The organism is Anabaena sp. UHCC 0399, assembly GCF_034931465.1.
Taxonomy (GTDB): Bacteria; Cyanobacteriota; Cyanobacteriia; order Cyanobacteriales; family Nostocaceae; genus Trichormus; species Trichormus minutissimus.
On record NZ_JAYGGZ010000005.1, the window covers coordinates 12,797 to 26,741 of the forward strand.

The 13,945-nt window shown below is 40.8% G+C and carries 13 protein-coding genes; 8 read left to right on the forward strand and 5 right to left on the reverse strand.

Annotated elements, in window-relative coordinates; all coding sequences use genetic code 11:
* The first annotated feature begins 57 nt into the window (after positions 1-57).
* Positions 58-933 carry an oxaloacetate decarboxylase gene (locus VB693_RS03890; protein WP_323265254.1) on the forward strand — a complete coding sequence of 292 codons (876 nt, stop codon included), beginning with the start codon at positions 58-60 and terminating at the stop codon, positions 931-933.
* Positions 923-1,354: a GNAT family N-acetyltransferase gene (locus tag VB693_RS03895; RefSeq protein WP_242039340.1), complete on the forward strand. Its 432-nt coding sequence runs from the start codon at positions 923-925 to the stop codon at positions 1,352-1,354. Before VB693_RS03890 ends, VB693_RS03895 begins: the two co-directional genes overlap by 11 nt.
* Positions 1,355-1,474: 120 nt before the next feature.
* Here the strand turns inward: VB693_RS03895 and acsF are convergent, their stop codons facing one another.
* Positions 1,475-2,578, reverse strand: a complete 1,104-nt coding sequence (gene acsF / locus VB693_RS03900) for a magnesium-protoporphyrin IX monomethyl ester (oxidative) cyclase (protein WP_323265133.1) — start codon at positions 2,576-2,578, stop codon at positions 1,475-1,477.
* 668 nt (positions 2,579-3,246) lie between these two features.
* Between acsF and VB693_RS03905 the strand changes: the two genes are divergently transcribed.
* From VB693_RS03905 to VB693_RS03925, 5 genes are all read left to right on the forward strand, one after another.
* Positions 3,247-3,984, forward strand: coding sequence for a heme oxygenase (biliverdin-producing) (locus tag VB693_RS03905; protein WP_323265134.1), 738 nt, complete (start codon positions 3,247-3,249; stop codon positions 3,982-3,984).
* A 437-nt stretch (positions 3,985-4,421) separates the two neighbouring features.
* The gene (gene hemN, locus VB693_RS03910; RefSeq protein ID WP_323265135.1) at positions 4,422-5,804 is read left to right on the forward strand and encodes an oxygen-independent coproporphyrinogen III oxidase; all 1,383 of its coding nucleotides are present in this window, start codon (positions 4,422-4,424) and stop codon (positions 5,802-5,804) included.
* Positions 5,805-6,154: 350 nt separating this feature from the next.
* Complete coding sequence (locus tag VB693_RS03915) at positions 6,155-6,427, forward strand: GlsB/YeaQ/YmgE family stress response membrane protein (protein ID WP_323265136.1); 273 nt, start codon at positions 6,155-6,157, stop codon at positions 6,425-6,427.
* Positions 6,428-6,535: 108 nt separating this feature from the next.
* Complete coding sequence (locus VB693_RS03920) at positions 6,536-7,228, forward strand: manganese catalase family protein (protein WP_323265137.1); 693 nt, start codon at positions 6,536-6,538, stop codon at positions 7,226-7,228.
* Between the two features lie 90 nt (positions 7,229-7,318).
* On the forward strand, positions 7,319-8,047 hold the full coding sequence (locus VB693_RS03925) for a DUF3891 family protein (RefSeq protein ID WP_323265138.1): 729 nt from the start codon (positions 7,319-7,321) through the stop codon (positions 8,045-8,047).
* A gap of 344 nt (positions 8,048-8,391) precedes the next feature.
* On the opposite strand, the gene VB693_RS03930 is transcribed toward VB693_RS03925, so the two are convergent.
* Both VB693_RS03930 and VB693_RS03935 read right to left on the reverse strand, forming a co-directional pair.
* Positions 8,392-9,453 (reverse strand): glycosyl hydrolase, encoded by a 1,062-nt coding sequence (locus VB693_RS03930; RefSeq protein WP_323265139.1) that lies wholly within the window; start codon positions 9,451-9,453, stop codon positions 8,392-8,394.
* 33 nt (positions 9,454-9,486) lie between these two features.
* Positions 9,487-10,614: an acyltransferase family protein gene (locus tag VB693_RS03935; RefSeq protein ID WP_323265140.1), complete on the reverse strand. Its 1,128-nt coding sequence runs from the start codon at positions 10,612-10,614 to the stop codon at positions 9,487-9,489.
* 247 nt (positions 10,615-10,861) lie between these two features.
* Between VB693_RS03935 and aroF the strand changes: the two genes are divergently transcribed.
* A complete protein-coding gene (aroF, locus tag VB693_RS03940; protein ID WP_323265141.1) occupies positions 10,862-11,920 on the forward strand; it encodes a 3-deoxy-7-phosphoheptulonate synthase in 1,059 nt (352 codons plus the stop codon).
* Positions 11,921-11,991: 71 nt separating this feature from the next.
* Here aroF and VB693_RS03945 read toward each other — a convergent pair whose 3' ends face one another.
* Both VB693_RS03945 and VB693_RS03950 read right to left on the reverse strand, forming a co-directional pair.
* Positions 11,992-12,951 carry a PrsW family intramembrane metalloprotease gene (locus VB693_RS03945; RefSeq protein ID WP_323265142.1) on the reverse strand — a complete coding sequence of 320 codons (960 nt, stop codon included), beginning with the start codon at positions 12,949-12,951 and terminating at the stop codon, positions 11,992-11,994.
* Positions 12,944-13,864 (reverse strand): class I SAM-dependent methyltransferase, encoded by a 921-nt coding sequence (locus VB693_RS03950; protein ID WP_323265143.1) that lies wholly within the window; start codon positions 13,862-13,864, stop codon positions 12,944-12,946. Before VB693_RS03950 ends, VB693_RS03945 begins: the two co-directional genes overlap by 8 nt.
* Positions 13,865-13,945 lie beyond the last annotated feature (81 nt).

Sequence of the window (13,945 nt, forward strand, 5' to 3'; positions counted from 1 at the left end):
CACAAATTACGAATTACATTAGCGGAGCGGGGCGCAGCCCATTACAAATTATTTATGATCTCTTCTAGCCAAAAACTGCGGCAGTTGCTTGCAAAGCCTGAAATTATTGTGATTCCCGGTGTTTATGACTGTCTCAGTGCCAAACTGGCGGAAAAGATAGGTTTTGATGTAGTTGCTACCAGTGGCTTTGGTATAGCAGCTTCTACCCTGGGTTTACCGGACTACGGTTTTCTCACCGCTACAGAAATGCTCTACAGTGTAGGCAAAATTGCTCAGTCGCTGAGTGTGCCTCTGATTGCAGATTTAGATACTGGCTATGGTAATGTTCTCAACGTCATGCGGACTATCAAGGATGCTGTACAGTTGGGTGTGGCAGGTGTCTTACTAGAAGACCAAGAATGGCCGAAAAAGTGCGGTCACTTTGAAGGAAAACGAGTCATCCCCACAGAAGAACACACGGGAAAAATTAAAGCCGCAGTCGAGGCGCGGGGTGATAGTGGTTTAGTAATTATCGCCCGTACCGATGCCCGTGCGCCGTTGGGTTTAGAAGAAGCGATCGCTCGTGGTCGCGCCTATATTGCCGCCGGAGCAGATATACTCTTTGTAGAAGCACCGCAATCTGTAGAAGAGTTAAAAGCGATCGCATCTGCTTTTCCTGATATTCCATTAGTAGCTAATATTGTGGAAGGTGGTAAAACTCCATCTCTTTCGGCAGATGATTTACAAAATTTAGGCTTTAAAATCGTCTTTTTCCCATTAACTGGCTTATTAGCAGTTACCCAAACTCTCACCAATTGTTTAACTCATTTAAAACAACAGGGAACTACAGCCAATTTTACTGACTTAGTTAACTTTAAAGATTTTCAAGAACTCGTCGGTGTTCCCCAATTTCTGCAAATGGAAAAGAAATTCACTCTAGAAAATGATGAATAAATTACCAGAATTCATCCAATACAAAGATACATACGATATTACCCAAAATAGTATTCTTACCCTGTATAAAGCTAATCAATGGTCATCAGCAGAAAAACCAGATTTACTTTACCAAGCTTTGATGAATTCCCATTCGCTCATTTCTGCATGGTATGGAGACAAGTTAGTAGCTTTGGGTAATGCTATTTCAGATGGCTTTTTAGTAGTGTATTATCCTCATTTATTGGTCTTGCCAGATTACCAAAATCAAGGTATCGGCAGTCAGATTATTAAGATGCTGATATCTCGCTATGATGGGTTTCATCAGCATATTTTATTGGCGGAAAACCAAGCCATTAATTTCTACAAAAAAGTAGGTTTTCAGCGTGCAGGTAAAACCGAACCTATGTGGATTTATTCTGGAAATGACCACTCAACTTAGCAATCTGATTTAGCTATGAATTTTCAGTAAAACCCTTACTCAAAATCAAAATTTGCAATTTACGCAGAGATTTGCAAATGTATTTTGTAACGAAAATTAATGAGCAAAATCTCAAATTAATTACAGAACTGTACCGCGTGTAGCTTCAGTATCAATTGGCTTAATTAAGTACAACTTCAACATATTCCAAAAGATAGCAATAGCGGGGGGAATTCTTTGGAAGAATTTTACAAAGTTAGGCCATTCACTGCTATTAATTGCCGACAGTTTCAAATTATTTTCCGAACACTGTTCTAACCGCCAGAAAAATTCCGGGTGATTAGTATTCAAAATAATAGGAAATGCCCGCGCAGAGGTATTATTAGTTTCTTGAATCACTCGGTTGTTGTATTTGCGGGGATGAATACCAATAGACTCATAAAAGGTAGCCCGTTCAAATACTGTCATCGTGTGGGTAGCAAATACAGTTAATAAGAAGAAACGCACCCATAACTTTGCTTTCCAATTTTTCCATAATTTGGGCTGGGTAGACGCGGAGCGGCTTGTCTCCAGACATCTCAACACCGCTTTAAAGAAATCCCCGTGACGATTCTCGTCTTGACACCAACTCTCAAACTTACGGAATAGTGGATAAAACTGGTACTCTGGATGCTCCTGCATATGCTGATGCACCAAGATATAACGCCAGTAACCAACTTTTTCCGATAGGTAGACTGTGTAAATCACCCACTCCGCCGGGAAAAAGGTATATGTGCGATTCTTGGTTAAATAGTTTAAGTCTAACGATAGATTCAAATCTGCCATCGACTTATTCAAAAATCCCGCGTGCCGTGCCTCATCCCGTGCCATATAATTAAAGGCCTCTGCCAACAGGGGATTCCGGTCTTTAATGCGGCGTGATAACTCTTTAAACAATAAAAACCCAGAAAACTCAGAAGTACAAGAACGTTCCAAAAAGTCAATAAAGGCGCGGCGTTTTTCCCCAGTAATATGATCCCAGTTTTGCTTAAACTCTTCATCACGGACAAAGTGATGACGATTGTAGTCAGCACGCAGTTCATCGACAATTGCCCGAATCTCAGCCTCATGGGCGGAAATATCTATATTTGCCACCGCATCAAAGTCGGTGGTGTAAAACCGGGGTGTTAATAAAGTTTCTTGAACAGGTGCTTTCACTCCAGGCTTTAGCGTTTGAGACTCTGGGGTTGTAAGGGTATTAACCATGAGACTCCTTTATATATTAATGGTTTTATAGTTATATAATCATAAAATGGTATTTATATACATCAGTTAAATTATTGAACTAGAGACTGGGAATTTGGCATAAAAAAGTCAAGAGAAAATATCTAACTTTTTACTTGTTCCCGTGGCATTCCTTAGACCATAAACCATTTTTTACTCAGCAAGTAATATAGCGAACTTAAGACAAATATAAAAAAATATTAATGCTTGTATAGTTATACAGCTATTAATAGTTAAATGATTTTGGGAGATATGAAAATAGCCTGGATTTACATCAGCAGTGGTACTTGCTAGATAGAGCGATGCAGATCCTCTCTAAACCCAGAATAACAGTCCTCGCTCCAGTATTGACTGTGAATTGGCAGCCATATTGAGTCTCTGAAGAGTGCTGAGTTGAAAGACAATCATGCCAATTGCGTGACGAGATATTTTTCCACTGGGAAACTCCCAAGACTGGACTGTTATTCTTCACTCAAAACTCAGCACTCAAAACTCAAAACTCAAAACTCAAAACTCAAAACTCAAAACTCAAAACTCAAAACTCAAAACTCAAAACTCAAAACTCAAAACTCAAAACTCATCACTCATCACTCATCACTCATCACTCATCACTCAATTTGTCTGAAAACGTAAGTATAAAGGAAGCAATCATGAGTAGCAATTTAGCCGTCAAACTGCGTTCCGGGACTCAAAAAGCTCACACCTCAGCAGAAAATGTGGGTTTCATGAAATGTTTTTTGAAGGGGGTTGTAGATAGACAGAGTTTCGCTAAATTTTTAAGTAACTTATATTTTGTCTACAGTGAACTAGAAGCTGCAATTACAAGCAATGTCAACAATCCCGTAATTGCGGCGATTTACTTCCCCGAACTGAATCGCCGAGACTCCTTAGAAAAAGACATGGTGTTTTACTATGGTAGTGAGTGGCGAAGTCTAATTACACCTTCAAGCAGCACCCAGGCATATATTAACCACATCCGAGAACTTTCTGCTCGTGACCCTGTGTTATTGATTGGTCATACCTATACCCGCTACATGGGCGACCTTTCCGGGGGTCAGATGCTGCAAAAAATTGCTCAGTCAACGCTCAAACTGTCTGGCTACGAAGGCACATCGTTCTATAATTTTGAGCAAATTCCCGACAAGCAAGCATTTAAAAACACGTATCGTCAGGCATTGGATTCATTATCCATTGATGATGCCACAGGCGATGGCGTTTCGCCCAGCGTAGCTGATCGCATTGTTTTAGAAGCAAATAGTGCTTTCCAATTCAATATGCAAATGGCTAAAGATTTAGAGGGAAGCTTAATTAAAGCTATTGGTCAAGTAGTATTTAATAGCTTGACTCACACCAATAACCCCGGTAGTACCGAAGCACCAGCAATGTAAGGGAAGGAAAGGGACTGGGAACAGGGGAAGCAGGGGAGGTAGAGGGAGACAAATATAATGCCCGATTCCCAATGCCCAATTTCTACATTTGCTTTAATCAACACATCATGCTCTAGCCATAAATATTTAAACTAGAAAGCAGCTAGAGCATAGACCTTGTATTGGCGATTTGTAGCACATCAAAAAACAAATTGCCGAGCTATATACCCATAAGACCAACCGTACAAAAAGGCAAAAGTAAAAAGTAAAACATTCACGTAGTAAGATTTTTACTCATTTCAGATGCTTGATTGCTACAGCATCTTAATATTACAGATAATTGTAGCAAAATCAACATTTAAATTTGGTAAAAATCATAAAATTTAGTTTTGCTATCTTTTGCTTTTTGACTTTTACCTTTTGACTTTTTGGATGGTCGCATTACCTTGGAGGATTTGATGGTTTTTCTTTCATCTGAAGTCAAATTTGATTTAGCCTTGATTCAAAAGTATGACACTCCTGCACCTAGATATACCAGTTACCCACCCGCTACACAGTTAACTGAAGGATTTACACAGAAAGACTTTCACTCTGCGATCGCTGCCTCAAATCAAAGAAAATCACCTCTATCTTTGTATTTCCATATTCCTTTTTGTCAGAGTGCTTGTTACTTTTGTGGCTGTAATACGGTAATTTCTAATAACACGAATATTGCTAAACCATACCTAGAAAATTTAGCACGAGAAATCAAGCATACAGCATCTTTGATTGATCAAGATAGAAAAGTGCTACAAGTTCATTGGGGTGGTGGTACACCCAATTACTTAGATTGCGATCAAGTAGAATTCTTGTGGAAAAATATTACTCGCAACTTCAACCTTGATCCACAAGCAGAAGTCTCTATTGAGATTAACCCCCGTTATGTTGACAAAGAATACATTTTCTTTCTTAGAAAAATTGGGTTTAATCGCATTAGTTTTGGTATCCAAGATTTTAATAGCCAAGTACAGGTAGCTGTCAACCGTGTCCAACCTGAAGAGTTGTTATTTGATGTCATGAGTTGGATTAAAGCGGCTAAATTTGAAAGTGTGAATGTAGACCTGATTTATGGTTTACCTTATCAAACTTTACAAACCTTTCGAGAAACGGTGCAGAAGACAGTTGCATTAGACCCCGATCGCATTGTTGTGTTTAACTTTGCTTATGTACCGTGGTTGAAGCCAGCACAAAAGAATATTCCTGTGGAAGCATTACCACAACCCCAAGAAAAGTTAGAAATTCTGCAAATGACCATTGAGGAATTGACAAAAAGCCAATATCTATTTATTGGGATGGATCATTTTGCCAAACCTAACGATGAACTAGCAACAGCACAACGTAACCGCACCCTCCAGCGCAACTTTCAAGGCTACACCACCCACTCCGAGGCAGAACTGTTTGGCTTTGGTGCGACATCTATCAGTATGTTGCATGATGCTTATGTGCAGAATCATAAGCAATTGAAAAAATATTATCAAGCAGTTGCTAGCGATAGTTTACCAATCAGTAAAGGAATTAAACTCACTGAAGATGATATCTTGAGACGCAATGTGATTATGTGCATCATGTCAAACTTCCAACTGTATAAGCAAGAAATCGCAGAGAAACATGAGATCAATTTTGATCAGTATTTTGCCCATGAACTAGAGTTATTAGAGCCATTAGCAGCTGATGGACTGGTAAATTTATCAACTGACCACATCCAAATTACGGATATTGGTAGGCTATTAGTGAGGAATATTGCTGTAATTTTTGATATTCATAATCAAACGCCAGAAAAACACTTTTCGCGTGCCATTTAACACCAAATCTGCAACTATCAGCTTGCTCAATTGGAAGCGTTCATGGAAAATATTGGTAATTGGTAGCTGGTAATTACCTTCACTTAATTACCTCTGACCAATTACCGACTATAGTCTACTGGTAGTAATTAAGATAATTCATAATTCATTTCCTTAATAGAGATTCATCAGTTGCCACGAAAAAAAGCAGAAATTTTCTAAGTTGGTATAAATATCAAATTGGCTTTAATTTTGAATTATGACTTCTGTTATATCTATCTTTTGACTTCAAAAGTTACTTCATCTGGTGGAAACGCTCACTAATTCAGTTTGCTAATCTGAATACAGATGAGATTTTTGAGGACATTAATATGAATATTCTTGCTTGGGTAATATTAGGACTATTAGCTGGTGCGATCGCTAAAGCAATTTATCCTGGATCTCAAGGTGGTGGAATCCTTTCCACAATGATTTTAGGGATTATAGGTGCTTTCATTGGTGGTAGTTTGTATAGTCTATTTGCCACGGGAACTTTACAACTTACGGCTACTGGTTTAAGTATTCCTGGTCTTTTAATAGCCATTCTCGGTGCAATGATTGCTATCTACATATGGGGACTACTTAGCAGAAGTCGTAGTGCTTAAATAAGTATCGGGGTAAAATTCCAAACCAATATTTTAGCAAATCAAGCATTCAATATCACAATGCTTGATGGGTCTTATCTAAGATAAAAATAATTGCAGAGGCAGTTCATGTTTTTCCACAAAAAAGAGCCTATTCATGCAGTAAAAATCCATGATGCTAATCCTCGTTTTGCTCAGTTACTTCTAGAGCAATTTGGAGGAGCAACTGGAGAATTATCAGCAGCTTTGCAATACTGGGTGCAATCATTTCACGTTGAGAATGCTGGAATTCGCGATATGCTGCAAGACATTGCCATTGAGGAATTTGGGCATTTAGAGATGGTTGGTAAACTCATCGAAGCTCATACCAAAAATGTAGATCAAACAGAGGCTTATAAAAGCACTCTTTTTGCTGTCAGGGGAATGGGGCCTCACTTTTTAGATAGTCAAGGTAATGCTTGGACTGCAAGTTACCTTAATGAAGGTGGAGACGTAGTAAGAGATTTGAGAGCTAACGTCGCAGCTGAAGCTGGCGCACGTCAAACTTACGAAGAGTTAATTAAGCTATGTCCTGATCAAGGCACAAAAGAAACTTTAGTACATCTACTCACAAGAGAAATTTCTCATACCCAGATGTTCATGAAGGCTCTAGATTCACTTGGTAAGTTGACAGATCCACTATTTGGTAATATTCAACCTGATGAAACTGTAGCTCTCTATTACAATCTGTCTACCAATGGTAATGGACATGATGAACGTGGCCCTTGGAATTCAGAACCAACATTCCAATATGTTGCTAACCCATTGGAAAGACACTCTTAATTAAAAGTTGGGAAGCAGGGAAGCAGAGGAGAAAAGCTAATACCCAATTCCCCATTCCCATAATTTCCTTTTAATTGAGGAGATTAATTCGTGATTGTTAATGCAACGCCAAATGGATGGGAAATTATTTATCACCGCGCTCATGCTTTATTAGCAGCGCAACTAGCAGGACAATGGCGGCGCAAAAATTTCCCAGCACGGATATATGAAACCCTTGCTGCCATTTCTCATCATGATGATTTAGAAAAAGAATGGCAAGAAGATAATCTGACTCCAGGGGGTGCGCCAATGGACTTTACCATGAGCCAAGAAGCCTCTGTTGAGAAAATAGTTGATTTGGTCAATAATGCCCGTTACCGAGGACGATGGGTAACTCTATTAACTTCCAAACACATCAGCCGTTTAAATGAAGCAAAACGAGGTCGGTCTTCTGAACTAGATCAATTTCTAGATGAGCAATACCACAATCAACAGCGTTGGCGTGAGGAATTAGGCTTGCAGGAAGAGGAAGTAAATGCGGCTTATGCTTTTATGCAGTGGTGCGATCGCCTATCTCTTATTCTATGTCAGCAGGAATTACCAGCTGATGAAAGATTTTTAGAAATTAGTCTGGGTCCTGATGGTCAACGCTATGACATTATGCAACGTAGTGATAATTCGCTTACTGTCCAACCTTGGCCTTTTGAGGATGAAAAGTTTACAGTGAATGTCGAAGCGTGCGATCTGCATCAAGTAAAGTTTGAGAGTAATGCTCAACTAACTCAATCCCTGCAAACAGCTCCAATCAAAGTTTTAGAGTGGACTTTTGTTAAAACTTAAAACTCAAATTAATTGCAGAAATCAAAAAGCGTCCGGGAGTGTTACCGTGTTTCCACCCCAGACGCTTTTTAGTTTCAACTTGCTCCTCACACACAACTAGAGCATACTGTCTACTTGTAATTAAGTAAATCTATTGTGTGACACTTTTTTAAGTTGCACACAAATAATACCATTTTTAGATTCCAATAAAAAACGCCTGGGAGTGTTACCGTGTTTCCACCCCAAGCGTTTTTTAATTTCAACTTGCTCCTCACACACAACTAGAATGTATCACTTGTTTGGGGAAATGGCAAGTATCTTATTTAACGCTTCACATAGTCTTAATATTAACAAAGCTCAAGTCTTTAAATTTCACCCCAGCGTTGCCACTGACGAAAGTTAGTTCCAGCACTCACAGCTAAACCAATTTGGTGCTGTGAAGACAGTTCATCGTGTCCACCTTCGTTTGCACCAATATAGTATAGACGGAAACTACCATCATCCAATGCTACTACACAAGGAGTGCCTACTGCCCGCGCATCCCAACGACCAGAACCCTTTTGAGCAGGTGAAAAAATAGAACCTCCCGCTTGCTCCCCTTTCTCCTTTTGCCAATGAATCCCATCGTCAGAGATAGCTAGACCAATAGAATGATAACCACTGTTGTTAACACCTTCATAGAACATTACGTATTGTCCATTTATTTTTAAGACATGGCGAGTGCCAATACCTCTCTCATCAAAACTTCCAGGTTCACCTGCGGCTAAAATCTCACCGACTTTTTCCCAATGGAAACCATCTGTAGATATGGCTAAACCAACTAAGAATCCTCTTTTTGGGTTTAAGGTGTGATAGTACATTTTCCACATTCCATCATCATCAGGTAAGACTTGAGGCCAGGCGCAAAACAGGGCATCAAACTCTCCTACCTTGCCTAAATCGAGAAAAGCCCCTCGATAAGTGCTTTCCAAGCGTACCCATTTTATGCCATCACGGGAGATAGCGCAGCCAGGGCGCATATTTAACCCTTTAGCTTTAAACTCTCCCATTTCAACAACTGTGCGATCGCCACCAAAATACCACATCCAATAAAGACCATCATGGAAATATACATTGCTCACACCCACATGGGCTGAGTCAAAGCGGCTAGGATCTGGGTGAGGTTCAAAGACAGCCCCCATTGTTAATGATCCTGGGACGCGTTGCCAATTAATTCCATCAGCAGACATCGCTAAACCACAGCGACCAGTGGGTAAATTAATTTGTCGATCAAAGGAGGCATCCCTACCGTAATACCACATCCTCCAAGTTCCATCGGGGCAGTACAAGACCTGGGGTGAAGAAACTCTTTCGGAATCCCACCAGCCTGCCGATCCTGGGGTGAGAATTAGCCCTGGTTGGTCAATTGGGGTTTTTAAGTCGCTCATATCTACAATTAAAAATGTGGTGAATTAATAGCATCAAACTTTGATAAACCAGTTTTGGCGATACATTATCACAGCGACAGCCCACCATAAAAGAACGGTGACTAGGGCGAATAATAGTGAACCATTAAAATTGCCTGCCCAAGATGCAAAGAGGTTTTGATAGATCCAGTTATAGGTGCTGATAGCGGTTTCGCCTGTGCCTATTTTGGTTCTGACTAAGATTTTAATTAGCAAAACTGATGCGACGAAAAGCGCGATCGCATTTAAGCCCATTATTTCCCAAGGTTTACTCCAGCGTCGAATTAACCTCACTTCAATTAGTTCATAACAACCAGCCAGTAACAATAACGCCCAACCGCTAGTAAACACAACATAGGAACTTGTCCACAGTTTTTTATTGATGGGGAAGACCCAACCCCATGCCCAACCAATGATTAAGCAACCAATACCAAATAAAGCTAATCCTACACTCGTGCGTGTTTGTACTGGTTGTTTGCGTATCCAATCACCAGTGAAATAACCAGCCAAAACACTCACAATAGCCGGAATTGTACTAAAAAGTCCTTCAGGATCGCCCATGAAGTTGAAGCCATCGCCCTTATACAGATGAGCTTTGGGGATAATCAAGCGGTCAATATAAGCACCAAAGTTGCCTTCTCGTGTCAGCACACCAGCACCATAATCAGGTACGGGAATGTACATCATCGCTAGCCAGTAGCCCAGAAGTAATACACCAGCTAGTATCCATTGTCCTGGGCGTGGTAATTTGAGGACTACCAAGGAAGCCAACAAATAAGTCAGGCTAATACGCTGCAATACTCCCATCATGCGAATGCTGCTGAAGTCAAAAGTCCAAATGCCTTGATTCCAAAAGCCATTGAGTACCAAACCCAAAATAAACAGCATCGCTGCACGGCGAAATATCCGCCAGTAAACCGCCGAGGTGGGTTTGTTATCTTGGGTGTATTTGGATAAAGAAAAAGTCATTGCCACACCAACAATGAACAGAAAGAATGGAAAAACTAAATCAGTCGGTGTGCAACCATGCCAATCAGCATGGGTTAAGGGAGGATAAATATTATCTGCAACTCCCGCCATATTCACGAGAATCATCCCTGCAATGGTAATGCCACGAAAAACATCAAGTGAGGTCAGACGCATGGACAAAATTTTATGCTTGATGAATATTTAACCTACCGCGCTTGCTGCTGTTGTTCAATTAAGATTTACATCACATTGTTGAGGCTAGGTCAACCCCCTGTGGGGGAATTAAAAATTAAAGTCCCTATAAATAAATTTAGGGGCTTGTATCCTTCTTTTTTTCGGTCAATACTACACTAAATACATATAAACCAAGATGAAGCACCTACTTGCTTGAGCTTTAACGTAATTAAACAGGGAATTTATTATGATTGTAGTCATGAAAGTTGGTTCTCCAGAAGTGGAGATTAACCGCATTAATGAAGAACTAAGTAATTGGGGTTTGATACCAGAAAAAATTATTGGTAAACACAAGGTAGTAATTGGTTTAGTAGGTGAGACTGCCGACTTAGATCCACTACAAATTCAAGAAGTCAGCCCTTGGATTGAGCAAGTATTACGGGTAGAACTGCCGTATAAAAGAGCTAGCCGCCAATACCGACACGGTGAAGCATCAGACGTTGTAGTTGATATCCCCGATGGCGCAGTTGTGTTTGGTGAACACCAACCCCTAGTCGTGGTTGCTGGCCCCTGCTCAGTCGAAAATGAGGACATGATTATCGAAACAGCACAACGCGTCAAGGCAGCCGGCGCGAAGTTTTTACGTGGTGGTGCATACAAACCCCGGACTTCACCTTACGCCTTCCAAGGACATGGCGAGAGTGCTTTAGAATTATTAGCCAAAGCGCGGGAAGTTAGTGGACTGGGGATTATTACAGAAGTCATGGATGCGGCAGAACTAGATATCATCGCTGAAGTTGCTGATGTAATTCAGGTAGGCGCAAGGAATATGCAGAACTTTTCCCTGCTCAAAAAAGTAGGAGCGCAACCCAAACCAGTGCTGTTAAAACGGGGAATGGCAGCTACCATTGAAGATTGGTTAATGGCAGCTGAGTATGTGCTAGCATCTGGCAACCCCAATGTAATTTTATGTGAGCGGGGTATTCGTACCTTCGATCGCCAATATACTCGCAACACCTTAGATATATCTGTAGTGCCGGTATTGCGGAAATTAACTCACCTGCCCATTATGATTGACCCCAGTCATGGTACAGGTTGGGCTGAGTTTGTCCCATCTATGGCGATGGCTGCGATCGCAGCTGGTTGTGATTCTCTCATGATTGAGGTTCACCCCAACCCCAAAAAAGCTTTATCTGATGGGCCACAATCCTTAACACCAGAAGCTTTTGACCATCTCATGCAAGAATTAACAGTCATTGGTAAAGCTGTTGGACGTTGGCCACAGCCCACCGCAGCTTTAGCATAAAAGCTTTAGCTCTTCTCCTGCTACATTGCTTGTATCGTGTAGCAGGAACATACTTGTTGATTTTAAGCAGTCTAATGTCTTGCTGAATATCTTAAATACCAATAAATTAACACCGCCAAAATGCCAAAAACCAAATTCAGTAAAAATCTACTGACTGCAAACCACAAAATATCAGGATAAAAAAGCTTGGCTGGACGTAAAGGGCTGAGAATTCTTACTAACAGAAATACCCCAAAAATTGCATTACCACCCAGCATAATAGCAAATAATAATAAACCTCTTTGCCAGTAACGATGTTGGGGTGTACGACCAGATATTAAAATAATTGGTTGTTGATTTTGGACTCTGCGTAATAGCTGTTCCATGCGCCAAAACATCCACAGCAGCAAAGGAAATAAACAATAAGCAAGTAACTGTAAGGGTGGAGAATAACGCCAAGCAATAGAACAAATATTAACTAAAGCATGAAAGATTAGAGAATTAATCCATGCTAGAAAAAATAAATTTTTGTAGCGATTTACTTGACAAGTAGCAGATAAATACCTTCCTAGGGCATATCCCCAAGGCGCAGAGAACATCGCATGGACTGGTGTACCAATAACGCGATCGAAAATGCTAGCTGTGCCGTGATATAAATAAATCCAATTTTCTTCGGCGGTGAATCCTAAAGCAACCGCGATAGTAAACAAGAAAATACTGGTAGAGCGTAATTGATACCGACGCTGTAAATAGGAAATGGGGATAATAACTGCAATCAACTTGCAACCTTCTTCAATCGGTGCGATCGCTACAAGTTGTCTCAGAGTAGCACCAAAAATCCCACGCTGGATTTGCTGCCAGTTGAAAACCCCATTAGCTATAGTTTCAAAAACTAATTGTAAACCGAGAGCAACAAAACCCGATATTGCCCCCACCAAAAATAACCACAATAACAGTTGAAAAGGTGGGGCAACGGTGACACGATAATAGTAATATCCCAAAAATAGCAGTGGTGGTATAACTGCCCACAGCAGCAAAGTAAAATCAACCACTCACCTGAGCAATGACAGTACGATGACGAGGGCTATTTTGGGTGATGCTTGGTGTTTGAAAACCAGCCTCTACTAAAGCTTGCTCAATATCCAAAGCAAAATATTGATCCAAATATGGTTCTGTACTTTTGAGCAACGTCAAAATGTAGGGCGGCATTTTCTTGTAAGCTGCCGATTGAGGATTCATATCCATAATCGCAATGTGACCACCCGGACGCAATACACGCCGCACCTCAGCAAAAATCTTGCGGGTTGCTGACTGGGGTAGTTCATGACACATCAGGAAAATCGAGACTAAATCAAAGCTAGCATCTGGTAAACCAGTAGATTCGGCTGTGGTGTGAACCCAATTAATATTAGCTTGACGCTGTTGAGCGCGATAGTTGGCAACTGCTAAGAAATAGGGAGACAAATCTAAGCCTGTGACTTGGGCTTGGGGATAAAGTGCTTGCAGCGTAAACGTACTTAACCCCACACTACATCCCAAGTCAAGGATAGTTTGTGGTGTATGAGGAATTTGAGCTTTGACAATATCGTGGTAACTTTGGCGCAGTTTTGCATCACCTTGCGCTTCAGCTTCCGGCCAAATCTTAGCATGGACAGCACGCGCCGCCACTTCCAATTCAAATGCTGCTAACCAACAAAGGTCTCCCTCATCATAGCCGTGGAAAGAAGTCAGATAATAATCTGGGTAAGTGATTTGAGGATTTTGGGCTTGGGCTAAATCTTGTGTCCAATCACGCCCCTGGAGGGTTTTGACTTCACTTGTCCAAGGTACACCCATTTTTTCAGCCCGTTTAATCATCATTTGACGAGCTTGGTGTTTGGCTAGGCTAGCTAAAGGCTTAATTGCCAATATGCCATTCACCAAGCGGGAAGCCATGCCAGGAGCAGTGTTTGTAGCAGCAGTCATAAATTAAGTTTGCATTGAACAGCCTTGTTTACTTATGACATACTGGCAGGATATCAGTCTAGTGCTTTGTCAAGTTAGTTT